The following is a 24,343-nucleotide window of genomic DNA, read 5'->3' as shown; positions in this document are numbered from 1 at the left end:
AATTTTGTCTACTATGCCGATTTTTTGTAATTAGAACTTTCAAACAAACAAGTAGCTGATAACGATATTTCATACTAAACGAACTAATAATCAAGTTACAAGTTATACAAACCATTCAATAAATAGTAATTCTATTATCTAAATTGCTATTTAGTTGGGTAATTTTTCCAAATCTTTACTAATAATTTGAATAAGTTCAGTTAAAAAAGTATGATTTTCTATATCTTTATCGTCTATTAACAACATTGGTTTTGTCCCTTGATAAGGATAGTCTTGTTTAATATGCATTGTTAATAAAGTAGCACTAGGGGTGGATTTCAATAATAATCGGTTGTCATAAATTCCACCAATGACTTTACCTTGATAATACAGAAGATATTCCCTCATCATTTTTTTATAAGTTATTGTTTTTAAATCCTTTAGTTGATCAAGAACAAAATATAAATAACTTTCAGTTGAAGCCATTATTTTCCCTTTAGTAATACTTCTTGAATTTTTTCCTCAATACCTTCTGCATCTAATTTTAATAAGTGATAAATTTCTTGTTGTGTACCTTGAGGAATAAAATAATCGGGTAAACCTAATTGCAATACCTGCGGCATATATCCTCCTAATTCAGCCAAGACTTCCAGAACAGCAGAACCAGCACCACCCTGTATCGCATTTTCTTCCAAAGTCACAATTAATGTATATTGATCTTTGATTTTAGCTAAACATTCTTTATCGATAGGTTTAACAAAACGCATATCAATCACGGCATAATGATATTTTTCAGCAACTTGTAATGCCTCCGGCAATAATGTACCGAAATTCAAAATGGCTACTTTTTCACCACTTCTGACTTGATTAGCTTTACCTATTTCTAAAGCGTGTAGCGGTTGTAATTCTGCACCAGTTCCATTGCCACGCGGATAGCGCACAGCGGCAGGTTGTCCACAATGGTATCCGGTGTAGAGCATTTGGCGACATTCATTTTCATCGCTTGGCGTCATTACAATTAAATTTGGAATGCAACGTAAATAGCTTAAATCAAATGCACCTTGATGGGTTTGCCCATCTGCACCGACAATTCCGGCACGGTCGATAGCAAATAAAACAGGTAAATTTTGAATAGCTACATCGTGGATGACTTGGTCATAAGCTCGTTGCAAGAAAGTGGAATAAATTGCTACTACTGGTTTATATCCACCGATAGCTAAACCGGCGGCAAAGGTAACAGCGTGTTGTTCGGCAATAGCCACGTCAAAATATTGATCCGGAAAACGTTGCGAAAATTGCACCATACCTGATCCTTCACGCATTGCCGGTGTAATGCCAATTAATTTCGGATCATTCTCTGCCATTTCACATAACCACTGACCAAAAATGGAAGAGTAGGTTGGATGAGTAGACTTATTTTTAGGTAGCTCGCCGCTAAGTGGATCAAATTTAGGGACGCCGTGAAAACCAATAGGATCTTTTTCTGCCGGAGCATATCCTTTTCCTTTTTTGGTAATAACGTGTAAAAATTGTGGCCCTTTTAAGGTTCTCATATTTTTCAACGTTGAAATCAATTCATCAACATTATGTCCATCAATTGGGCCAATATAATTAAAACCAAGCTCTTCAAATAATGTACCCCCCGGGGAAACAAATCCTTTTACGTGTTCTTCTGTTTTTTTCACAAATTCTTTAATTGGCGGTAAGCTAGAAAGGATTTTTTTGCCACCTTCGCGTAATGAAGAATAAAAAGAGCCAGAGAGTAGGCGAGCAAGATGGTTATTTAATGCGCCAACATTTTCAGAAATAGACATATCGTTATCATTTAAAATCACCAACATATCGGTATGCAAAGCTCCGGCGTGATTCATCGCTTCAAAAGCCATTCCAGCAGTAATTGCTCCATCACCAATCACACAAATCGTTTTTCTTTCTGCATTTTCTCGTTGTGCGGAAATGGCAATCCCTAAACCGGCACTGATTGAAGTGGAAGAATGACCAACACTTAATACATCAAAAGGGCTTTCACTACGCCAAGGAAAAGGGTGCAACCCATCTTTTTGGCGGATAGTTTTCATTTGGTCTCTGCGTCCAGTCAAGATTTTATGTGGGTATGCTTGATGACCAACATCCCAAATTAATTGATCAAATGGTGTATTGAAAACATAATGTAATGCCACTGTAAGTTCTACAGTGCCTAAACCAGATGCGAGATGCCCACTACTTTGGCTGACACTGTCTAAAAGATAAAGGCGAAGTTGCTCACAGAGTTCAGGCAACCGCTCTTTGGGTAATAGTCGTAAATCATCTGGGGAGTTGATTTGTGATAAAAGTGGATAACTTGACATATTATATTAATCCATAAAAATTAGTTTCGCCGTTTTACAATGAACTCTGCCAATGCCATTAGCGCTGAGGTATCAAACTCTAATTCAGATAAAATTGATTTCGCAGAGTCATAAAGTGAATAGGCTTTTTCTTTCGCTTGATCTAAACCAAGCAATAGGGGATAAGTGCTTTTATGTGCCTTCAAATCTGAACCAGCATTTTTTCCAAGCTCTTCATTACTGGAAGTAATATCTAAGATATCATCCTGTACTTGGAATGCTAAACCAATCGCAGTAGAAAATGAAATAAGTTTTTGTTTAATTTGTTCATTTTGATAATAGGGAGAGGCATAAAATCCTAGTAAAACGGCAGCAGTAATTAATGCACCCGTTTTATTTTTATGAATTCGCTCTAACTCTATTAGATCAATCTGTTTATTTTCTGAGATTAAATCTAAACTTTGTCCTAAACACATCCCCTCTGCTCCTGATGCATTGGCTAATAACCGAAATTGTAAAATTTTTTGTCGGTCTGGTATAGGAGATTCTGCTAACAGCTCAAAAGCATAACTTTGTAATGCATCACCTGAAAGAATTGCTGTTGCCTCATCAAATGCAATATGACAAGTTGGTTTGTTACGACGTAACGAGTCATTATCCATTGCGGGTAGGTCATCGTGAATAAGAGAGTAGCAGTGAATACATTCGATTGCACCAGCAATATGATCTAACTTTGTTAAATCAACACCTAGCATTCTTCCGGTGGCATAAACAAGAAAAGGACGGATTCGTTTGCCACCTAGCAATAAACTATAACGCATTGCATCTGCTAAAGGTGCTGGGGAACTTTCCAGTCGTGCTAAATGTTCTTGTAGGAATTGATTATTGCGTTGTTGTAAGGCAATTAAATCCTCAGAAAATTGATACATAAAAGATCCATCCTAATAAGATTTTTTTCAAAAGTTTTCCTCATCATCATCTTTTTTAATCTCTTCAGAAGGTGATGATACTGAGAAATTGGTTAATGGAGCAGAGCTGTTTTTTTCCAATAAAATTTGTATTCGTTGTTCAGCATTTGACAACTTTTCTTGGGCCTGTTTCGCTAACTTAATACCTTGTTCAAATTGGGATAGAGCTTCTTCTAAGGGTAAATCACCCTGTTCCAAACAATGGACAACATTTTCCAACTCTATCATAGTATTTTCAAAATTTAATGATTGTGCTTTTTTTGCCATAACAATAATAGTACCTAATCTATTCAAACGGTTGTTATTGTACCTAATTTCCTTATAAATGAGGTGTATTTTTTACGCTTATTCGATTTTTCGTGTAGAATATGCGCTTATTTTTATAATCCAATGAAACAATATGAAATTTATTATTAAACTTTTTCCGGAAATCATGATTAAAAGTGATTCCGTACGTAAGCGCTTTATAAAAATTTTAACAGGAAATATCCGTAATGTTCTGAATAAATATGATGATCAGGTTGCTGTAATTAAGCATTGGGATTATATAGAAGTTAGAACAAAGGATAATTCTAAATATCCTCTATTGGCAGAGTTGCTACAACGAATTCCGGGAATTCATCATTTTTTACAAGTTGAAGAGAAGCCATTCTCTACATTGCAAGATATTTTTCAGATTGTGTATGAAGATATCGGGAATAAATTGGAAAACAAAACTTTTTGTGTTCGTGTGAAACGCAAAGGAAAACACGAATTTACTTCTTTAGATGCAGAGCATTATATCGGGGGAGGTCTGAATCAACATATTGCATCTGCAAAAGTACAGCTTATACATCCGGACGTAACGGTGAGAATTGAAATTGATAATGATCACGTTATGTTGATCAAAGGGCGTATAGAAGGAATTGGAGGTTATCCGATAGGAACACAAGAAGATGTCTTATCATTGATTTCAGGCGGTTTTGATTCCGGTGTTTCTAGTTATATGTTATTACGACGTGGTTGTCGTGTACATTACTGTTTTTTTAATTTAGGTGGTGCGGCTCACGAAATCGGTGTAAAACAGATGGCATATCATATTTGGAATCGTTACGGTAGTTCGCATAAAGTCCGTTTTGTTGCGATTAATTTTGAAAAAGTTGTGGCTGAAATCTTAGAAAAAATTGATAACGGTCAGATGGGCGTAGTACTGAAAAGGATGATGGTTAGAGCAGCAAGTAAAGTTGCAAACCGTTTTCAAATTCAGGCAATTGTGACCGGAGAAGCATTAGGTCAGGTTTCTAGTCAGACTTTGACTAATTTGCGATTAATTGATGAAGCGGCAGATTGTTTGGTGCTGCGTCCTTTAATTTCTAGCGATAAAGAACAAATCATTGAAATGGCAAAACAAATCGGTACGGATGATATTGCGAAATCTATGCCGGAATTTTGTGGCGTAATTTCTAAAAATCCTACTGTAAAAGCAATTAAAGAAAAAATTGAACTCGAAGAAGCTAATTTTGACTTCTCTTTGTTGGAAGATGCTGTGTGGAACGCACAATATTTGGATATTAGACAGATCGCCGAACAAACAGAAAGGGAAGTTCCCGAGGTTGAAATGGTATCTGTGTTACAGGGTAATGACGTCATTATTGATATTAGAAGTCCGGAAGAACACGAGGAGTATCCATTACAGCTGAATAACCAAACCATTCTTCATATTCCATTTTATAAATTGTCAACTCAATTTCCATCATTAGATCAAAATAAGCAATATTTTCTATATTGTGAACGAGGTGTAATGAGTCGTCTTCAAGCGTTATATTTAAAAGAGCAGGGATTTAAAAATATTAGCGTATTTAGAAAACCACAATAAAAAATGATTTTTTGTCAGAAATAAAAAAATGATTATTTGCACCCTAAGTCGGACTTATCATCTAACTTAGGGTGCAAATTTTTTACGGTCAAATATAGCCAAATCTTCAAACAACGAGCCGTTGTTTTCTATTTTTACAAAATATTGAGATATAAAATTATGGTAATTATACTTATTAAATTAAAGAAATTTCAATAATTTAACATAAAATACGTTATTTTTAAACCTTGTCTCTTTATAAATATAATGTATATTATGTTAAATAATAAATATTGTTTGTCACAGTCTATTTTGTTACAGCGTTTCTGATTTCCTCTCTTATTTTCTATTTATAGTGATGACATTTCTCAAAAATTTAAAACATACAATCGTTATCACGCTCTATCAATTTTTTAATTTTCTTAAAAGGCGCTTGCAAATCAAATTTTGTAGTTGTACTATTTTGCTAGTACAAAATAATATCGGAGAGGATGCTATCGTGGCTTTTTTAGACGTTATCCAACAAACTATTCCCTATCAAGCGGACACAACTTCTCTTTTTGCCCGTCTTTGTGAGAATAAACCAAACACACTTTTATTAGATTCTGCTGAAATTGGCAGTAAAAACAGCCTAAAAAGTTTGTTAATTGCTCAAACCGCAGTAAAAGTGGTATGTAGAAAACAAACTGTAGAATTTATTGCTTTAACTGAGAACGGAACGGATGTTTTAGCCCAACTTCAACAACATTTTTCTATTAATACAACATTGCAAACCCAACACTCAACACATCAGTTAAGCGTTATTTTTCCCTTATTAAATAATGAGTTGGATGAAGACAGTAAATTAAAAACCATTACCATATTTGATGGATTGCGAACTTTATTACAGCAATATCAACCCTACTCTCAACCAATTTTACTAGGGGGTCTTTTTGCTTATGATTTAGTGGCTAATTTCATTCCAATGCAAGACATTTATTTAGAAGATGATGGTTTGACTTCTCCGGATTATAGCTTTTACTTAGCTGAACAATTAATTGTGATCGATCATCAAAGTGAACAGGCAACACTTTATACTTACGCTTTTTCTGAACAACATAGAACAAAATTACAGCAACAAGCAGAACAGATAGTTTCGGCTTTATCTAATAATAATATTGTATTATCGCGTCGAAACGCTTCTACTGAAGTCAAAGTCAATATCGAAGATGAGGCTTTTAAAACTATTATTGAACGCCTAAAACATCACATTAATATCGGTGATGTTTTCCAAATTGTACCTTCTCGTCGCTTTTCGCTTGACTGCCCTAGCCCATTAGCAGCCTATCATCAATTAAAGCATAATAATCCAAGCCCTTATATGTTTTTTATGCAAGATGAAGAATTTACCCTGTTCGGTGCTTCACCTGAAAGCGCATTAAAATATACTGAAGCTACCCGTCAATTGGAGATTTATCCGATTGCCGGTTCTCGTCCAAGAGGCTTTGACGCGCAAGGTAATATCGATCCTGAATTGGATGCTCGTTTGGAACTGGAAATGCGCTTGGATCATAAAGAACAATCTGAACATCTTATGTTAGTTGATTTGGCTAGAAATGATATTGCTCGCGTATGTGAAAGCGGAACACGCCGCGTTGCAGAACTTATGCAAGTTGATCGTTATTCTCACATTATGCATTTAGTATCGAGAGTTGTCGGTAAACTTAAACCTGAATTGGATGCGCTACACGCTTATCAAGCCTGTATGAATATGGGAACATTAACCGGTGCGCCTAAAATCAAAGCAATGCAACTGATTTATCAAGTGGAAAAACAACGCCGCCATAGTTATGGTGGTGCGGTTGGTTACCTCTCCTCGGAAGGTGATCTAGATACCTGCATTGTGATTCGCTCTGCTTTTGTGCAAAACGGAACAGCTTATATTCAAGCTGGTTGCGGCGAAGTATTGGATTCCGACCCACAAATGGAAGCCGATGAAACCAGACATAAAGCGGCTGCCGTGATTAAGGCAATTAAACAGACAAATTGCCAATAGTAAGGATTTTGTTATGGCTAATATTCTTTTTTTAGATAATTTTGACTCTTTTACCTACAATCTTGTCGATCAATTCCGTGTGCTTGGACATAACGTGACAGTGTATCGTAACGATTGCGAATTGGATACGTTGATTAAAGCAGCAACAGCGCAACCTGATACTATTTTGGCACTTTCTCCCGGTCCCGGAAATCCTCAGCAGGCAGGTAATATGTTGCCGTTAATCAATGCATTGAAACATCAGTGTCCAATTATTGGCATTTGTTTAGGGCATCAAGCCATTATTGAAGCATTCGGTGGGGAAATTGTCCACGCTGGTGAAGTGATGCACGGAAAAGTATCGAAAATTACGCACGATAATCAAGCAATGTTTGCCGGATTGCCTAATCCTCTCTCCGTTGCTCGTTACCACTCTTTAATGGGTAGCAATTTGCCATCTGAATTGATTGTTAACGCAGAATATAATCATATTGTGATGGCGGTTCGTCATCAATCCTTGCCGATTTGTGGCTTCCAATTTCACCCAGAATCTATTTTAACCGTACAAGGTGGACAACTTTTAAAACAGACCATTGATTGGTTATTAGCTCATTAAGCCAACTATAGAAACAACAAAAATTAAATAAACTTGAGGACAAGAATAATGGAAACACAACAAATATTAGAACAATTATTTAGTGGCACTTCCCTTTCTCGTGAACAAAGCAATCAGCTTTTTAGTGCGATCGTACAAGGTGAATTATCTAATGAACAATTAGCCGGTGCATTAATAGCTCTGAAACTCAAAGGAGAAACAGTAGATGAAATCAGTGGTGCGGTAACCGCATTACAAGCAGCTGCTGAACCTTTCCCTACACCAAATTATGTCTTTGCCGATATTGTCGGTACCGGCGGTGACGGTGCAAATACCATCAACCTCTCTACTGCCAGCGCCATTATTGCCGCCAGTATGGGCACAAAAGTCGCCAAACACGGTAATAGAAGCGTTTCCAGTAAAACCGGATCAAGCGATGTATTGGCAGCATTAGGTGCTCGTTTAGATTTAGATGCGACCACCGCGCGTAAAGCACTGGATGAAATCGGTATCTGTTTTTTATTTGCCCCTCAATACCATCGTGGTTTTAAACACGCAGTGCCGGTACGTCAGGCGTTAAAAACCAGAACCATTTTCAACATTCTTGGACCATTGATTAACCCGGCAAAACCAAAACATCAATTATTAGGCGTTTATGATGAAAAATTACTACAACCTTATGCTGAAACCGCATTAACGTTGGGGCATCAACATAGTATTGTCGTTCACGGCGCCGGCTTGGATGAAGTAGCATTACACGCAGAAACACAAGTAGCTGAAATTTATCAAGGTAAAATCGAACGCTATACATTAACCGCAGAAGATTTCGGATTAAAACCGCAACCACTTGATGCAATTCGCGGTGGTGAACCGGAACAAAATGCACAATATATTCGCGCATTATTACAAGGAAAAGGCGAACCGGCCCACGTTAATGCAGTCGCTGCGAATACTGCTCTGCTTTTAAGACTTTTCGGTTATCAAGATCTAAAACAAACGACACAGCAAGTATTGGAACAGATTGCCAGTGGCAACGCCTATAAAACATTAGAAAAACTTTCACAATATTAATGAGATAACAATGATTACACAAAATTTTTCACAAACATTGCAACATAAAGCAACCGTATTGCAAAAAATTGTGGCGGATAAATTAATTTGGGTACAACAAAAGCAGCAGCAATTGCCTTTGGCAGCGTTTCAGGCAAAAGTGACAAAAAGTGATCGTGATTTTTATCAAGCGTTAGCCAAAGGGACTCACCAGCAACCGGCATTTATTTTAGAATGTAAGAAAGCTTCTCCATCAAAAGGATTAATTCGGGAAATATTTGATTTAGAAGGAATTGCTGATGTTTACCGCCATTATGCCGCAGCGGTTTCAGTCTTAACGGATGAGAAATATTTCCAAGGAGATTTTGCCTATTTGCCACGTGTTCGCCAACGTATTTCTCAACCTGTTCTTTGCAAAGATTTTATGATTAGTGAATATCAGGTTTATTTGGCACGTTATCATCAAGCTGATGCCATTTTATTGATGTTGTCGGTAGTAAATGATGATACTTATCGTATATTGTCGGATCTTGCTCACTCTTTGGGAATGGGAGTGCTGACAGAAACCTCTAATCAGGAAGAGTTGGAACGTGCAATCAAACTAGGCGCAAAAGTCATTGGCATTAATAACCGTAATCTGCACGATCTCTCCGTTGATTTGCAACGTACGTTAGATCTTGCTTCACAAATTCCGCAAGACCGTATTGTTATCAGCGAATCGGGTATCTATACTCATCAACAAGTGCAACAATTAAAGCCAGTCGCTAATGCCTTTTTAATCGGCAGCAGTTTAATGGGCAGTGATGATCTTAACGCTGCCGTTAGAGCCATTATTTATGGCGAAAATAAGGTTTGTGGTTTAACTCGCCCGCAAGATGCTAAACAGGCATATCAAGAAGGGGCATTATATGGCGGCTTTATTTTTGCCGAACACTCTCCTCGCTGTGTCAGTTTAAGACAAGCCCAAGAGATTAGTACCGCTGCACCGCTGCACTATGTCGGCGTTTTTCAGAATCAAGAGATTGATCTGATTGTGAAATTGAGTCAGCAATTATCATTATTTGCTGTTCAGTTACACGGTCACGAAGATAGCAGCTTTATTCAGCAATTACGCCAACAATTACCGCCGAAATGTCAAATTTGGAAGGCAATCAGCGTTGACGTAGAAAATTCGCATTTTCAATTTAATCCTGACGAAAATATTGACCGTTATGTCTTTGATGCACAAGTGAAATTACAAAAAGGAGGCACCGGTAAAATTTTTGATTGGACGCTGTTACCATCGCAATGGAAACAGAAAATTATGCTTGCCGGCGGCCTCAATAGCGATAATGTGGAAGCAGCAATGTCTCAATCTTGCTTAGGTTTAGATATCAATTCCGGCGCGGAGAGCAAGCCCGGTATAAAAGATGCGGATAAATTACATACCATTTTCCAACAAATTATCAATTATTAGGATGAAACTATGAGTGATACATTATTAAACCCTTATTTCGGCGAGTTCGGCGGAATGTATGTGCCGGAGATTCTTGTTCCGGTGTTGCAACAGCTGGAGAAAGCCTTTGTTGAGGCGCGTCAAGATCCGGAATTTCAAAAACAATTTAACGATTTGCTACAAAATTATGCCGGTCGTCCGACTGCATTAACTTTATGCCGTAACTTAACAAAAGGAACTAAAACCAAACTTTATTTAAAACGTGAAGATCTTTTGCACGGCGGTGCGCACAAAACCAATCAGGTGCTAGGTCAGGCACTTTTGGCAATGCGAATGGGTAAAAGCGAGATTATTGCTGAAACCGGTGCCGGTCAGCACGGTGTCGCCACTGCTCTAGCCTGTGCGATGCTCGGATTAAAATGTCGTATCTATATGGGCGCAAAAGATGTTGAACGTCAATCACCAAATGTTTTCAGAATGCGCCTTATGGGAGCAGAAGTGATTTCTGTTAATAAAGGTTCCTGTTCATTAAAAGATGCTTGCTGCGAAGCAATGCGCGATTGGTCAGCCAATTATGATAAAGCACACTATTTATTAGGTACCGCAGCTGGTCCACACCCATTCCCGACCATTGTACGTGAATTCCAAAAAATGATCGGGGAAGAAACTAAACGTCAAGTTTTTGAGCGTGAAGGACGCTTACCGGACGCAGTGATTGCGTGTGTCGGTGGTGGTTCAAACTCAATCGGAATGTTTGCTGATTTTATTAAAGAAGAATCCGTAAAACTCATCGGTGTTGAGCCGGCAGGTAAAGGCATTGAGACCGGACAACACGGTGCGCCGCTTGGACACGGTTCTGTCGGTATTTATTTCGGGATGAAATCACCATTAATGCAAACCAAAGATGGGCAGATCGAAGAATCTTACTCCATTTCCGCCGGATTGGACTTCCCTTCTGTTGGGCCGCAACACGCTTATTTGAACAGTATCGGTCGTGCGCAATATGTTTCCATCACTGATGATGAAGCTCTAGATGCATTCCAACAATTGGCACAACACGAAGGTATTATTCCTGCATTGGAATCCTCTCACGCCTTAGCTTATGCTTTAAAATTGATAAAACAGCATCCGGAACAAGAACAGCTTTTGGTGGTGAATCTGTCCGGACGTGGTGATAAAGATATTTTCACAGTGGATAAAATCCTCAAGGCAAAAGGAGCAAAATAATGAGCCGTTTTGATCAACTTTTTGAAAAATTAAATCAACAGAAACGAGGTGCATTCGTTCCTTTCGTGACACTTTGCGATCCAACATTAGATCGCTCTTTTGAGATTATTTGTACTTTAGTGGATAACGGTGCCGATGCTTTAGAATTAGGCTTTCCTTTCTCTGACCCTTTATTAGACGGGCCGGTCATTCAAGCGGCAAATAACAGAGCTTTATCTGCCGGTTTCAGCACCGATGCCTGTTTTGAATTGTTAGAAAAAGTGCGCCAAAAATATCCGCAAATTCCAGTTAGCCTATTACTTTGTGCCAATTTAATTTATGCCAAAACATTGGATGGATTTTATCAACGTTGCCAACAAGTTGGCGTTGATGCGGTACTGGTTGCCGATGCGCCTTTGCTTGCTGCTGAACCTTATGTTACCACAGCGAAAAAATATGGTATCCAACCGGTCTTTATCTGCCCACCGAATGCCAGCGAAAAAACGATTGAGGGGGTAGCGAAAAACAGTGAAGGATATACTTATCTTGTATCTCGTGCCGGCGTGACCAGTGCTGAAAATCAAGCGCACGCAAGCAATTTGGACGATCTGATTTCTCGCTTAAAATCACATAATGCACCGCCTATTTTGCAAGGTTTTGGTATTGCTAAGCCGGAACAAGTTCAGGAAGCAATTACTTCTGGTACGGACGGAGCAATTTCAGGGTCTGCAGTGGTTAGAATTATCGAACGGAACCTTAATAACCATCCTCAATGCCTTGTCGAATTAGCTGAATTTGTGCGAAATATGAAAGCTGCAACTGAATTGGTATAAAATCAAATCGGGGCGTTTTCACATTATTCGCCCCGTTTTTCATAAAATCACTTTTTATTTTCTTAACCTACAATAATGATCCTGCTTTTATCTATAAAAACACAATAATTTCTGTGATCTGATGCACAAAATGGATAAAAAAAGTCACAAATCGTGATTTTATCTTTATAATAGCGCAAATTTTTTGGAGGTAAGAATGGCTACAATTAAAGATGTCGCTAAATTAGCAGGCGTATCAACAACAACGGTTTCTCATGTGATTAACAAAACCAGATTTGTGTCTGAAGATACGTCAAAGTTGGTTCAAGATGCGATTCAGCAGCTAAATTACTCGCCAAGTGCAGTAGCACGCAGTTTAAAGGTGAATACAACTAAATCAATTGGTATGATTATTACCACCAGTGAAACCCCTTATTTCGCAGAAATTGTACATGCTGTGGAAGAATATTGTTATCAACAGGGATATTCTCTGTTTTTATGTAATACACAGAATAATTTCCAAAAAATCAGTAATCATTTAGATATGTTGGTTAAAAAACGGGTTGATGGGATTTTAGTTATGTGTTCTGAGTATACTCAAGATTCAGTGAACTTGTTTGAGAGCTTTTCTACCCTACCATTAGTAGTAATGGATTGGGGACCAAACAATTCAAAAATGGATGTAATTCAAGATAATAGCTTTGAAGGTGGTTATTTAGCAACTAAATATTTAATTGACTGTGGACATAAAAAAATCGGAATTATTGCCGGTGATCTCAATAAAACAACAGCAAAAACACGTTATGATGGCTATGTAAAAGCAATGAATGAAAAGGGATTAAGTATTAATCCGGACTGGGTGCTAGAGGGACATTTTGAACCAGAAGATGGATTTGAGTGTATGAATAAAATTTTAGCTCAAAATAACCTGCCGACTGCTGTTTTTTGTTGCAATGATGTTATGGCTTTAGGTGCAATTTCCGCCATTGGTGAAAAAGGGCTGTCTGTGCCACAAGATATCTCCATTATTGGTTATGATGATATTCACGCTTCCCGCTTTTATGCCCCACCATTGACGACGATTCATCAATCCAAAATGCGTTTGGGCATTATGGCAATGGAGCTGTTAATTGCTCGAATGACTGATAAAAATAAAGAGCCGGCAAAAATTGAAATGCATCCTGAATTAGTCATTCGTAAATCGGTGAGAAAACTAAATTAATCATAGAAAGTGCAGAATCTTCTGCACTTTTTTCGTTATTTTTGTTGGCTTAAATAACGTTCAACCGTATCAACCACTGCTTGTGTTTGAGAATCCAGCTCAATATTAACTAAATCTCCGACCTGTTTTTGCGAGATAATGGTACGTTGTAACGTTTCTGGAATTAAATTAACACAAAATGATTGCTCTTTTACCTCACCAATGGTCAAACTAATGCCATCAATAGCAATATAACCTTTTGTCAGAATATATTTCATTACATCCTGATTCGGTAAAGTAAACCATATTTGGCAGTTGTTCGGTGATTGAATAATTTCTGCGACCGAAGCAGTGCAATAAACGTGCCCTGACAATAGATGTCCACCCACTTCATCACCGATTTTCATCGCTCGTTCAACATTAATTTCATCCCCTACTCTAAGTTGACCAAGATTGGTAACTCGTAACGTTTCTTGCATTAAATCGAAACTAATCAAATCATTTTGAATGTCCGTTACTGTTAAACAAACGCCATTATGTGCAACAGATGCCCCTAATGCTAATCCGGCAAGTAAATCCTGTGGCATTTTTATAACGTGTGTTCTAAAATTGTCGCCTTTACTTTTAATTTCTTGGATTTTTGCTTTTCCTTGAATTATTCCAGTAAACATATTTCCCTCTTATAAAAATGATATTGTTATTCCTATAACGATAGCAACTGAATATCGGGCATTTTATGACAAATTGGCAAAGATATAAAACACAAATTATTGAATTAATTAAATTAGCTACGCCTATTTTGCTTGCACAAATTGCACAAAACTCTATGGGATTGATCGATACTATAATGGCAGGGCGTGTTAGTGCAAAAGATATGGCAGCGATTTCTGTCGGTGCTTCTATTTGGTTTCCTTTGTTATTATTCGGTCAAGGTTTATTATTAGCCTTACCACCAACCATTTCTTATTTAAATGGTTCCGGCAAACGCAATTTGATTGCACATCAGGTTCGGCAGGGCTTTTGGATAGCATTTACTATCAGCATTCCTATTTTTCTGATTGTTTATAATGCTCACTTCATCATTGACTATATGCAAATGGATGAAGAACTGGCACATATCACGACTGGTTATTTAAAAGTAATGTCCTTTGGCGCATTACCCTATTTATTAATGATTACTTTCCGCTGTTTAAATGATGGTATTGCTAAAACAAAACCGGCGATGGTGATTGCCTTTACCTGTTTGGTACTCAATGTACCTCTCAATTATATCTTTATTTACGGGGCATTCGGGATACCTGCATTCGGCGCAATTGGCTGTGGAATTGCGACAATGATTTTGAATTGGGTCAGCTTTATTTTAATCACAATTTATTGTTACAAAGTGCCGAGTCAGCGTGATCTGAAAATTTTTGCACATATTATTGAAAAACCGAATTGGAAAACTTTGAGTAAATTGATTCGATTAGGATTTCCTATTGCGGTAGCAATTTGTTGTGAGGTGTTGCTTTTTTGTATCATTTCATTATTAATTTCGCCATTTGGTGCAGAAATTATAGCTAGCCATCAAATTGCGTTGAATACCAGTTCATTCATTTATATGTTGCCAATGTCTATATCAATGGCAACTACAATCCTCGTTGGGCAAAATTTAGGTAAAGGCAAGCCGGCAGTAGCAAAACAGTTTACTTATTGTGCTCTCTTTTTCGGTTTAACTGTTACTTGTTTTACCGCTTCTCTAACTCTATTATTCAGAGAGTGGGTTGCTTCTATTTTCGTCAATGATATTGAAGTGATTATGATGGCATCTTCACTTTTAATTTTCGCCGCACTCTATCAATTTTCTGATACGGTGCAATCCATCATTGGCGGAGCATTGCGTGGCTATAAAGATACTAAATCAGTATTATGGATTTCACTTTTCGGTTATTGGGTAATTGGAATGCCGGTCGGCTATATTTTAGGAATGACTGATTGGATTGTGCCACATATGACAGCGAAAGGTTTCTGGATTGGCTTTGTTTTTTGTTTAACCACCACAGCAATTTTGCTGTTTTTACGTTTACGTCATATCCAAAATTTACCCGATGAAGTGCTATTGGCTCATTTGGATAAGATTAAATAAAAAAGGAGTATTTTTATGCAATCAGAACAAGTTATTCGTGTCGGTATTGCCGGTTTTGGTATGTCCGCCAACGTCTTTCATTTGCCATTTTTAATGCGTGATCCACGTTTTAAAGTTGTTAAAATTTTTGAGCGTAGAGGCAACAAAGTGGCGGAAAAATTTCCACAAATTGCCACCGTGCGTACTTTTGCAGATTTACTGGCAGATGATGTTGATTTAGTCATTATCACTACACCAAATCTGACACACTACTCTTTCGCCAAACAGGCAATTATGGCAGGGAAACACGTCATTGTTGAAAAACCGCTAAGTACAACTTCAGCGGAAGCAAAAGAGTTAGTAAAATTAGCTCAACAAAAACAAGTAAAACTATCTGTCTATCAAAATCGCCGTTGGGATAATGGCGTGTTAACGGTCAAACAAGTTCTCGAAAATCATCTCATAGGAGATGTTGTCGATTATGAAATTCATTTTGATCGTTATACACAAGCTAAAAACAGTAAACAATGGAAAGAAACCGGTGAGCGTGGAGTTGGTTTAGTTTACGACTTAGGTGTGCATTTAATTGACGGTGTGGTGCATTTATTCGGTTTGCCTAAAGCGCTTTATGCTGATTTACGCCACCAACATCCAGGTTCTCTTGGCGAAGATAATTTTCAGATCTATTTTTATTATGATGATAAAAAAGTGGTGATGTCTTCGAGTAAGTATGTACGTGAAAAAGGGCCGACTATTGCTCTGCACGGCACTTTAGGCTCTTATGTCAAATATGAATTGGACAATCAGGAGCCGCTTCTTATTGCTGGCATTGAACCGAAAGGCAACTGGAATAAAGAAGATAAAATATATTGGGGATTTTTGAACACTGAAATTAACGGTGTCCATATTCGCACTCAGTTAGAAACTGTCAATGGTAATTATCAAGCCTACTATGACAATATTTATGAGGCATTAACTTCTAATGAACCGCTTGCCGTCACTGCTGATCAGGCTGTCATTGTTTTAGAATTGATTGAAAAAGTATACCAAAGTGCAGAAACTGGAGTAAAAATCAATATAAAACAATAAGATAAATAAATTTCAAATATTTTTAAAATTTTTGGAACTTTTTATTTTTATAACGGTCTTAGTAATCGCTAGTGACTGCAAATGCGTAAGCAGATGTTTTTTATTTTATTCATTGAAACCTCCCCCCGTTCTCTCTTGGAACGGGGGTTTTTTCTTTCTGGGTTTAGCTTAAATACTAGCTTAATGAATCTATCAATTCACCACTATAAAGATATTTTTTTACCATTGCATTAGCAACAACTGCATCATTTTGTGAATAGTGACCTGTAATGACATCAACTTGATGCTGATCCAACAGCAAATTATCATTTAACTTCTGTTTTAATCTTTCGACGAACAAAATATGTGAACCGATAATACTCGAATTGACCATTATTTTATCTGATGAAAATATGTTTACTAAATTCATTAATACATAAGAAATATTGTCAGCAACATAGTGGATAATTTCTATTGCTTTTTCATTTTTTTGCTCTGCCTGTTCACATAAATATCGAATTTTTTGCTCATTATCTTCAAGCTGATTCGGTAATAAATTATCAATCAGCTGATAAATTGCAGAGTAAGTGACGTGATGTTGTAATTGCTGACGAGCTTCAGCCGGTAAACGTTCACCAATGATATTCGCTAGTGGACTTAATATTGGAAGACAAACACGATCAATATTCATCCTCTGTTGTTTATCTCCTTGCAACATTTTGCCTTTAATCAAAACACTTATATTAATACTGTCATCAATTTGTAAGAAAATTACATTATCACTACTGATCGCTCCCCCTAACGAAGATTCGGCAAAAACCCAAGAGGAAAAATATTCAGACAAAATAATCGGCAAATGGAAAGTTTGGTGTAAAACAGATTGCAATTCAATATCTATTACGCTACGACCTAAGCGAACAATACCGCTCTGCCAACGGTTAAGCTGTCCGATAATAGTCACTGATATAGCAAAAATCTGTACAATATATCTCTGAAATGTCGTTTGAAAATCGGTCAAATTTCTTATCAACAACTGAGCCAAATCAGAATGTTGACCTACCAAAATTGGATAATGCTTCTCCTGCACTACTTTCCCATTCAGTTCACAGAGAAAGATTTTCATCTCATACTCGCTTAACACAACACAAATAGATTGCCAATGAAAAGGAGATATTGCTAACCCGACTGCAGGACGCCCCCTAACAATAGGCGTTTGTGTAGTACGCTCTATTACCAACTTAAGATCAATCAATTCACGAGTAAAATTGGTAATACTTGCAGGTGCCAAACCGGAAATTTTTGATAAATCAATCCGAGAAATAAGATCGAACTGTTCTATCAAACGATAGATCATACCCAAATGTTGTAATTTTTGCGGTGAATTCAATAACTGCTTTGCCATAATCCTTTAAACAAACAACCAAAACTAAAGGCGTTTGACTCCATAAGATAATAAATTTAGCTTTATACGAATTTTTTTCTCTTATCTCAAGTGGGTTGGATCAAATTTGCGTTAAATATCACATTTTATTTCTCAAATCTTTTTTAATTTTTAAATTTTGTTGATAATTTGTTCCGCTTTGTCGCTTTGTGCATTTATCAGGTGGGGAAAGTATTGTAGAATGACCAACCTAATGAAAAACAAGAAATTGATTAATTCACTGAGGTAACTATGACACAAGTTAAATCTGTTGCTCAAATTTTAAAAGGTGAGGTTGCGATTGGTGAGAGCGCAACTGTACAAGGTTGGGTACGTACCCGTCGTGATTCAAAAGCCGGTGTTTCTTTCCTTGCTGTTTATGATGGCTCCTGCTTTGCTCCAATCCAAGTAGTAATTGAACAAACAATCGAAAATTATCAGTCTGAAATTCTTCGCTTAACCGCCGGCTGTTCCGTAATTGTAACCGGTAAAGTAGTAGCCTCTCCTGCACAAGGACAGGCGGTTGAAATGCAGGCACAAAAAGTAGAGGTTTGTGGTTGGGTTGAAGATCCTGATACTTATCCAATGGCAGCAAAACGCCATTCCGTTGAATATTTACGTGAAGTGGCGCACTTACGTCCACGGACTAATTTAATAGGTGCCGTTGCACGTGTACGTCACTGTTTAGCACAAGCTATTCATCGTTTCTTCAATGAACAAGGCTTTTATTGGGTCGCGACTCCATTAATTACCGCTTCCGATACTGAAGGGGCTGGTGAAATGTTTCGTGTTTCAACTTTAGATCTAACTAATTTGCCAAAAACGGAACAAGGTGAAATTGATTTTAGCCAAGATTTCTTCGGAAAAGAATCTTTCCTTACTGTATCAGGGCAGCTTAACGGTGAAACTTATGCTTGTGCTTTAAGTAAAATCTATACTTTTGGCCCAACATTCCGTGCAGAAAACTCCAACACCACTCGTCATTTGGCTGAATTCTGGATGGTTGAACCTGAAATGGCGTTTGCCACTTTAGCCGATAATGCCAAATTAGCAGAAGATATGTTGAAATATGTATTCAAAGCAGTTTTAGATGAACGTATGGATGATATGGAATTCTTTGCAAAACATATTGATAACACTGTAATTTCTCGTCTACAAGATTTTATTTCGTCTGATTTTGCACAAGTGGATTACACCGATGCTATCGAAATTTTGAAGAAATCCGGTAAGAAATTTGAATTTCCTGTTGAATGGGGAATTGACCTCTCTTCTGAACACGAACGTTATCTTGCAGAAGAACACTTTAAATCACCGGTAGTTGTCAAAAATTATCCTAAAGATATCAAAGCATTCTATATGCGCTTGAATGATGATAGTAAAACTGTTGCCGCAATGGATGTGCTTGCTCCCGGCATCGGAGAAATTATCGGCGGTTCACAACGTGAAGAGCGTTTAGAGGTATTAGATAAACGTATGGATGAAATGGGCCTTAAGAAAGAGGATTATTGGTGGTATCGTGATTTACGCCGTTATGGCACAGTGCCACATTCAGGTTTTGGATTAGGCTTTGAACGCTTAATTGTTTATGTTACCGGCGTACAAAATATTCGTGATGTCATTCCGTTCCCTCGCGCCCCAAGAAATGCCAATTTCTAATAACGAAAATATGATCTGACACCGAAAAGTTGGACTGTTATTTTAAGGACTGAATTCTGTATTGAACAGAACTCAGTCCATTAATTTCACTATCTTTATTTCTAATATTAAGCATTTTACTAAAATTGTTTCTCTATCGTAAAAAAGAGTTCCTGATTCTTTCGGCTATAAAACGCTGGAATATTACTATTTATTCGTTGATAACGAATATGTAATTGAGGCAAAAAGCCTTTCCAAGATAATTTTTGATACCAAATCGTGCCGTTTAATTGATATTCTCTGTCGTGCCGTTTTAAATGCATTAAATAGTGATGATCAGCAAAATGACGATCTATATAACGAACATTGATTTGTGTACCCCATTGTTTTTGATAATAAGCAATGCCAAAACCACTTGCCCATTTCAACGATGATGAAGATTTCTCTTTTAAACGATCGGACACCAATTCTAAATTAAGCCAAGATTGCCAATGTGTATTATCTTGCCAAATTATAGTGGTCGAAACAGTGTTTTCATTACCATTATAACGATCTGCCAAACTAGTATCAGCATAATGTTTTCTCATATTTGCCAAACGATTCTGCCAAAGCCAGTGTTCAGAAAGTTGAATTTGGCTAAACAACTTTACGCCAAATTGATGATTGTAACGATGAACGCCAAACCAATTCTGTTCAACAAAAGGAATAATTTTTCCAATAAACTGAGCATCTCTCCACATATAGCCTAATGAAAAATGTAAAGTTTGTTCGTTATAATATTGATTATCCCAATAGTAAACCCCGTTATATCCTAATGTCGTTTGCCAAAAATGATTGCCTGTTATATTTTTTATTCGTTCAAGTTCAAACGCATACCGAACACCTTGTGCTGATTGAGGAAGTGATTCTTCGTCTTTTACAAGCAGTTTACCATTAATAGTTATCTCTCGTTCAGAAGAAGCATTATTCACATTATCTGTTTTCACATATTGAAAATTCACATAGGGCTGCCATTGCTGACGATGTTTAATTTCTTGCAAATAGGCTTCAATCAATGTTTTTAATTTGCCATCTGCTTTAAGCATTAAACGTTCAAATTGTTGCTTGGCTTGTAAATATTGATAATTTTCAAAAAAAATCACTGCCATATCAAAGCGAGGGTAAATGACTTCAGGGTGTAAATCTAATAATGTTTGATAATGCAGAATAGCTTTATCATACTGTAACGTATTGAAATAATAGGCAGCTAACGCATAATGATACAACGCAGGATCATGTTGATATTGCCTTAATAATCTAGGTAATAATGCCCATTGTTGCTGTAAAATCGCAGATTGAATTTGTGAATCAATTGGCAATGTCATAGGAATCATTGGCATTTTTTGATAATTAGCATTGGGTTTTAGCTGTGTAGGTAATGAAATATCACCTTCTTGCGAAAAATCAATTGGATCTTGCCGTAATAAAGATTCAGCATTTAATGAATATGCAAAAATGACAAAACTGGTGATCAATAATTTTTTCATTGCTTTAATACTTAAAAATGCCGCTTAAAATGTATTTAAACGGCATTGCGTTTCTACTGTTGTGATTCTTTTTGAGCTGCTAAACCAAATGCTACGCCTCTATTTTTTGCCTCATATTTTTTTCGTGTGCCTCCGTTAGCAGGAACACTATTGTCTAACGAGCTATCAATATAAAGATCACCAGCAATTTCTTCCCCATTTGGCCCAAAGAAACCTAGCGTATATTTTCCTGTAATTCCGCCTGCCATTGATGCATCAGCTTTAATTTCCTGACCATTAATTGAGCCTTGATGTAAGGTAATATGACCTATATTATTTGAAAAATTAGTGATTTCCCCTTGACCCGTTCGCTGTTCAAAATCAACACGATAAGTTAAATTTCCCATATTGTTCGCATTAAATGCTTTTCCTCGATACGTTGCTGAACCTTCACTTGGGAGAATTGTCGGTTCATCTTCAGATAATAAGTTACCAATGCCATTGACAGAGAAACGCCCTCCTTTTGATAAAATGCCATCAGGCAAAGAAGCTAACCAATTTTTAGCATAAACAACAGAATATTGTTGTTTATAAAGATATCTATCACCAACCAACATCCCTTCACTATCCTCGCCTAAAGGATAAAGAGCCATTACAGGCTGTATATACAATTGGTTTTGAGATAATTGATCGTGGTTAATAGGTTTTTCCATCAGCCATGGGTTATCCAAAGTTGCCCCCATTGACTCTACGGTATCACTCATTTTTTGGTTAATAATTTCAATAAGTTGCTCACGTTCGGTTAATTTTTGATGAGTTTCAGATAGCGCTTGTAATTTAGATTCTAATTGAGCTGTAATGTGCTGATTTTGTATTTGTAATTCTTTAAAAACCCTTTCCTTTTCCTTTAAATCAGATTGAACTTGTTTCAAGCTGTTAAATGCGTCTGTGAGTTGTTTTTCTGTTGTTGCTTGTGAGTTTTTTAGGTGTTCAAATTCAGCAGTTTTTCTCACCAAATTCTCTTCTGTTTTTTTCAAGCTGTTAGAAGTTTCGGTTAATTTATTTTGCGTTTCTGTTTGTGATCTTTTCAATATTTCAAGTTCAGCTTGAGCTTTCTTGAGTTTGTCTTTTTGAGTGGTATCAGTAGAGGTTGAAAGGTTATTTGTTTGATCTTGAGGATGATTAGGAATAATTGGTTCAACATTAGATCTGTCTATATTGTTACTACCCCCCCCACAGGCGGTTAAAGCTAAAACAATCGCATTGGTAATAATTAATTTTTTGAAGGTCATTTTTTCTCCCATTGATTAAAACAATGAGTATTATCCATAAAAAAATAGGGGCTGTAGTAGATTAGCCCTAAATTTCACACCATTTTCGCAATATTTTTAACTGCTCTTTTGGTGTCCCAAAGTTAAACCGAAATTCACATTCCTTCAAGAATAAAGGAAAGTTTTTTCGGTTAATTCCATTATATTTTCGCAGTATCCGCTTCGCCTGATTCCAAAAATTTTCAATGCCATTAATATGATTTTGTTTCACCGCAAATAGCTCGGAATGATTGATTCGTTCGTGGTGAAATTCACTCACATCAAGCGCATCATAACTGCGATAAGTGTCCGTATAAACCCAGCTATCAGGCTTGATTTTTCTTTTAATAACAGGGAGTAATTTTTCACTCTTGGTGTTTTCAACCACAACAGTAAATACCTTTCCTTGTCGTTTTAGTAACCCAAAAACAGCAACTTTTCCAGCCGCTCCTCGTCCTCGTTTTCCCTTTCGATGACCACCAAAATAGCTTTCGTCTAGTTCAATTTCCCCCTCAAAAATCTCGTTAACTTCAAGGGATAAATGATAGCCAATCACAAGCCTGATTTTATGGTAGAACAAAGCGGCTGTATTCGGTTGAATATCTAGCAAATTTGCTGCTGTTCTTGCAGTAACTTCTGCGACAAAAAACTCAAGCAGTTTTTTCTGTATGGATTTCTTTAATTTACAATATGTTATCTTCATTTTTGTAGTATAGCATTGTTGCTAATCTACTACAGCCCAAAAAATATACATATCAACTAATACATACTAAGAATTTTATTTTTTTCCTAAACATAAATAAAAATGTGCCTTTTCTTTTGCAAGATAGGCACATATTATTGTTATTTATTAGAATAAATAGGACAGTTTAATTTCTGCATTTTTTGCTTTTCGTGAATTATTTCCTTTCCCTACACCTAAACGAGAAGAAATCTGCCACTTTTGGTAAAAATTAATATCGATTCCGGTCTCATAATATACACTTTCGCCAAAATCTTGTTTCAAACTGATATTATCAATATTCATTTTATCGTTAAGCTCTCTTTGCGCAAAATTATCATAATGAAGTGATATTAATGGTTTAAACTCTATATCCTCAGTTCTCCACATTTTTGCTATTGTCAATTCAGAATAATAATTTAATAAATTCAAATCCTTAGTATTTATATTAATACCATTAAACTGATAACTTACATTATTATAATGATAATTCCTCATTCCTAATAATGTTTGTAATTCAATGCCGAATAATGAAAAAGATTGACCAAAGCCTAAACCAATACTATACATTTGACGATGAAAATGTTCATTCTGTTTTTTTAATTTCAGTTCATTATGAGAACGCCCATAACTAATATCCATAGTAACAAAACTCTTAGGTGTCAATTGTTGCTTTAAATATAAGGTCACTTGGTTTACTTTTGTCGTACTTGTCGCATTATCAGATAAATAGTTAGTCGCATAAGCATTCGAGAAAATCGCACCAACACTCTGCCCTTTATCATTAATTAAACTTTGGATACCGATTTCATTAATATTTAAATTTTGTTGATAAGCTCGGTAATTATCTGAAAAATGCCTGGTTTTTTGTTGGGCAAAATTAGTCCATATTGTTGTTTTATTATTTTTTGTTGCAAGTTGTTGATTCAATAATCTTGCAAACTGCAAATTAATATTAACTTGTGCGGCAAATTCAGAAAGCATCATATTCGCAGTAGAACTAATGTTTGCTGCTTGCTTTTTCGCTAAACGCTCTTGTTCTGCTTGCTCTTTCGCTAAACGTTCTTGTTCAGCTCGTTCTTTTGCTAAACGTTCTTGTTCTGCTCGCTCTTGCGCTAAACGTTCTTGTTCTGCTCGTTCTTTCGCTAAACGTTCTTGT

At 36.7% G+C, this 24,343-nt stretch carries 21 protein-coding genes; 11 read left to right on the top strand and 10 right to left on the bottom strand.

Going from position 1 to position 24,343, the window contains the following annotated elements; genetic code table 11:
* Window positions 1-150 precede the first annotated feature (150 nt).
* The 4 genes from JP36_RS05160 to xseB are packed head-to-tail and all read right to left on the bottom strand — an operon-like array spanning window position 151 to window position 3,541.
* Entirely contained in the window at window positions 151-465 is a 315-nt protein-coding gene (locus tag JP36_RS05160) for a TfoX/Sxy family protein (RefSeq protein ID WP_039172651.1), read from the bottom strand.
* Window positions 465-2,327 carry a 1-deoxy-D-xylulose-5-phosphate synthase gene (dxs, locus tag JP36_RS05155; RefSeq protein ID WP_039172649.1) on the bottom strand — a complete coding sequence of 621 codons (1,863 nt, stop codon included), beginning with the start codon at window positions 2,325-2,327 and terminating at the stop codon, window positions 465-467. The genes JP36_RS05160 and dxs overlap by 1 nt, the downstream gene beginning before the upstream one ends.
* Before the next feature lie 20 nt (window positions 2,328-2,347).
* Window positions 2,348-3,235 (bottom strand): (2E,6E)-farnesyl diphosphate synthase, encoded by an 888-nt coding sequence (gene ispA, locus JP36_RS05150; protein WP_039132886.1) that lies wholly within the window; start codon window positions 3,233-3,235, stop codon window positions 2,348-2,350.
* Window positions 3,236-3,262: 27 nt separating this feature from the next.
* Complete coding sequence (xseB, locus tag JP36_RS05145; protein WP_039172645.1) at window positions 3,263-3,541, bottom strand: exodeoxyribonuclease VII small subunit; 279 nt, start codon at window positions 3,539-3,541, stop codon at window positions 3,263-3,265.
* A gap of 133 nt (window positions 3,542-3,674) precedes the next feature.
* On the opposite strand from xseB, the gene thiI reads away from it, so the two are divergent.
* The 8 genes from thiI (at window position 3,675) to purR (ending at window position 13,442) form a co-directional block, all read left to right on the top strand.
* Window positions 3,675-5,129: a tRNA uracil 4-sulfurtransferase ThiI gene (thiI, locus tag JP36_RS05140; RefSeq protein ID WP_039172643.1), complete on the top strand. Its 1,455-nt coding sequence runs from the start codon at window positions 3,675-3,677 to the stop codon at window positions 5,127-5,129.
* A 478-nt stretch (window positions 5,130-5,607) separates the two neighbouring features.
* Window positions 5,608-7,143 (top strand): anthranilate synthase component I, encoded by a 1,536-nt coding sequence (trpE, locus tag JP36_RS05135; RefSeq protein ID WP_039172657.1) that lies wholly within the window; start codon window positions 5,608-5,610, stop codon window positions 7,141-7,143.
* Between the two features lie 13 nt (window positions 7,144-7,156).
* A complete protein-coding gene (locus JP36_RS05130; protein WP_039172640.1) occupies window positions 7,157-7,738 on the top strand; it encodes an aminodeoxychorismate/anthranilate synthase component II in 582 nt (193 codons plus the stop codon).
* Window positions 7,739-7,786: 48 nt separating this feature from the next.
* Window positions 7,787-8,788: an anthranilate phosphoribosyltransferase gene (trpD, locus tag JP36_RS05125; RefSeq protein ID WP_039172638.1), complete on the top strand. Its 1,002-nt coding sequence runs from the start codon at window positions 7,787-7,789 to the stop codon at window positions 8,786-8,788.
* 10 nt (window positions 8,789-8,798) lie between these two features.
* Complete coding sequence (gene trpCF / locus JP36_RS05120; protein WP_039172635.1) at window positions 8,799-10,223, top strand: bifunctional indole-3-glycerol-phosphate synthase TrpC/phosphoribosylanthranilate isomerase TrpF; 1,425 nt, start codon at window positions 8,799-8,801, stop codon at window positions 10,221-10,223.
* 9 nt (window positions 10,224-10,232) lie between these two features.
* Window positions 10,233-11,429: a tryptophan synthase subunit beta gene (trpB, locus tag JP36_RS05115; protein ID WP_039083276.1), complete on the top strand. Its 1,197-nt coding sequence runs from the start codon at window positions 10,233-10,235 to the stop codon at window positions 11,427-11,429.
* Window positions 11,429-12,241 (top strand): tryptophan synthase subunit alpha, encoded by an 813-nt coding sequence (trpA, locus tag JP36_RS05110; RefSeq protein WP_039172632.1) that lies wholly within the window; start codon window positions 11,429-11,431, stop codon window positions 12,239-12,241. Before trpB ends, trpA begins: the two co-directional genes overlap by 1 nt.
* Before the next feature lie 196 nt (window positions 12,242-12,437).
* A complete protein-coding gene (gene purR, locus JP36_RS05105; protein ID WP_039172629.1) occupies window positions 12,438-13,442 on the top strand; it encodes an HTH-type transcriptional repressor PurR in 1,005 nt (334 codons plus the stop codon).
* A 35-nt stretch (window positions 13,443-13,477) separates the two neighbouring features.
* Here the strand turns inward: purR and JP36_RS05100 are convergent, their stop codons facing one another.
* Window positions 13,478-14,092 carry a riboflavin synthase gene (locus JP36_RS05100; protein WP_039132927.1) on the bottom strand — a complete coding sequence of 205 codons (615 nt, stop codon included), beginning with the start codon at window positions 14,090-14,092 and terminating at the stop codon, window positions 13,478-13,480.
* Window positions 14,093-14,157: 65 nt separating this feature from the next.
* Between JP36_RS05100 and JP36_RS05095 the strand changes: the two genes are divergently transcribed.
* Window positions 14,158-15,546 carry an MATE family efflux transporter gene (locus JP36_RS05095; protein WP_039172626.1) on the top strand — a complete coding sequence of 463 codons (1,389 nt, stop codon included), beginning with the start codon at window positions 14,158-14,160 and terminating at the stop codon, window positions 15,544-15,546.
* A 15-nt stretch (window positions 15,547-15,561) separates the two neighbouring features.
* The gene (locus JP36_RS05090; protein WP_039172623.1) at window positions 15,562-16,614 is read left to right on the top strand and encodes a Gfo/Idh/MocA family oxidoreductase; all 1,053 of its coding nucleotides are present in this window, start codon (window positions 15,562-15,564) and stop codon (window positions 16,612-16,614) included.
* A gap of 175 nt (window positions 16,615-16,789) precedes the next feature.
* On the opposite strand, the gene JP36_RS05085 is transcribed toward JP36_RS05090, so the two are convergent.
* A complete protein-coding gene (locus JP36_RS05085) occupies window positions 16,790-17,995 on the bottom strand; it encodes an ROK family protein (RefSeq protein WP_039172620.1) in 1,206 nt (401 codons plus the stop codon).
* A 270-nt stretch (window positions 17,996-18,265) separates the two neighbouring features.
* Between JP36_RS05085 and asnS the strand changes: the two genes are divergently transcribed.
* Complete coding sequence (asnS, locus tag JP36_RS05080) at window positions 18,266-19,669, top strand: asparagine--tRNA ligase (protein WP_039172617.1); 1,404 nt, start codon at window positions 18,266-18,268, stop codon at window positions 19,667-19,669.
* A gap of 119 nt (window positions 19,670-19,788) precedes the next feature.
* On the opposite strand, the gene JP36_RS05075 is transcribed toward asnS, so the two are convergent.
* The 4 genes from JP36_RS05075 to JP36_RS11615 form a co-directional block, all read right to left on the bottom strand.
* On the bottom strand, window positions 19,789-21,174 hold the full coding sequence (locus tag JP36_RS05075) for a surface lipoprotein assembly modifier (protein WP_052119450.1): 1,386 nt from the start codon (window positions 21,172-21,174) through the stop codon (window positions 19,789-19,791).
* 53 nt (window positions 21,175-21,227) lie between these two features.
* Window positions 21,228-22,457, bottom strand: a complete 1,230-nt coding sequence (locus JP36_RS05070; protein WP_081964342.1) for a factor H binding protein domain-containing protein — start codon at window positions 22,455-22,457, stop codon at window positions 21,228-21,230.
* 55 nt (window positions 22,458-22,512) lie between these two features.
* Window positions 22,513-23,166, bottom strand: a complete 654-nt coding sequence (locus JP36_RS05065; RefSeq protein ID WP_039093217.1) for an IS1595 family transposase — start codon at window positions 23,164-23,166, stop codon at window positions 22,513-22,515.
* A gap of 147 nt (window positions 23,167-23,313) precedes the next feature.
* On the bottom strand, window positions 23,314-24,343 hold a 1,030-nt coding region (locus tag JP36_RS11615), incomplete at its 5' end, for an autotransporter domain-containing protein (RefSeq protein ID WP_039172610.1).

It is taken from the genome of Gallibacterium genomosp. 1 (genome assembly GCF_000771875.1).
In the GTDB taxonomy this organism is placed as follows: Bacteria; Pseudomonadota; Gammaproteobacteria; order Enterobacterales; family Pasteurellaceae; genus Gallibacterium.
Note: the sequence above shows the minus strand (reverse complement) of the source record. Positions and strands in the feature narration are given on the sequence as shown.

Coding starts and splice junctions, on each gene's coding strand:
- JP36_RS05090 (WP_039172623.1), top strand. CDS start 15,562: ATGCAATCAGAACAAGTTATTCGTGTCGGTATTGCCGGTTTTGGTATG.
- asnS (WP_039172617.1), top strand. CDS start 18,266: ATGACACAAGTTAAATCTGTTGCTCAAATTTTAAAAGGTGAGGTTGCG.
- JP36_RS05130 (WP_039172640.1), top strand. CDS start 7,157: ATGGCTAATATTCTTTTTTTAGATAATTTTGACTCTTTTACCTACAAT.
- thiI (WP_039172643.1), top strand. CDS start 3,675: ATGAAATTTATTATTAAACTTTTTCCGGAAATCATGATTAAAAGTGAT.
- dxs (WP_039172649.1), bottom strand. CDS start 2,327: ATGTCAAGTTATCCACTTTTATCACAAATCAACTCCCCAGATGATTTA.
- JP36_RS05070 (WP_081964342.1), bottom strand. CDS start 22,457: ATGGGAGAAAAAATGACCTTCAAAAAATTAATTATTACCAATGCGATT.
- JP36_RS05095 (WP_039172626.1), top strand. CDS start 14,158: ATGACAAATTGGCAAAGATATAAAACACAAATTATTGAATTAATTAAA.
- trpD (WP_039172638.1), top strand. CDS start 7,787: ATGGAAACACAACAAATATTAGAACAATTATTTAGTGGCACTTCCCTT.
- JP36_RS05075 (WP_052119450.1), bottom strand. CDS start 21,174: ATGAAAAAATTATTGATCACCAGTTTTGTCATTTTTGCATATTCATTA.
- trpCF (WP_039172635.1), top strand. CDS start 8,799: ATGATTACACAAAATTTTTCACAAACATTGCAACATAAAGCAACCGTA.
- trpB (WP_039083276.1), top strand. CDS start 10,233: ATGAGTGATACATTATTAAACCCTTATTTCGGCGAGTTCGGCGGAATG.
- JP36_RS05100 (WP_039132927.1), bottom strand. CDS start 14,092: ATGTTTACTGGAATAATTCAAGGAAAAGCAAAAATCCAAGAAATTAAA.
- JP36_RS05160 (WP_039172651.1), bottom strand. CDS start 465: ATGGCTTCAACTGAAAGTTATTTATATTTTGTTCTTGATCAACTAAAG.
- JP36_RS05065 (WP_039093217.1), bottom strand. CDS start 23,166: ATGAAGATAACATATTGTAAATTAAAGAAATCCATACAGAAAAAACTG.
- JP36_RS05085 (WP_039172620.1), bottom strand. CDS start 17,995: ATGGCAAAGCAGTTATTGAATTCACCGCAAAAATTACAACATTTGGGT.
- purR (WP_039172629.1), top strand. CDS start 12,438: ATGGCTACAATTAAAGATGTCGCTAAATTAGCAGGCGTATCAACAACA.
- ispA (WP_039132886.1), bottom strand. CDS start 3,235: ATGTATCAATTTTCTGAGGATTTAATTGCCTTACAACAACGCAATAAT.
- trpA (WP_039172632.1), top strand. CDS start 11,429: ATGAGCCGTTTTGATCAACTTTTTGAAAAATTAAATCAACAGAAACGA.
- xseB (WP_039172645.1), bottom strand. CDS start 3,541: ATGGCAAAAAAAGCACAATCATTAAATTTTGAAAATACTATGATAGAG.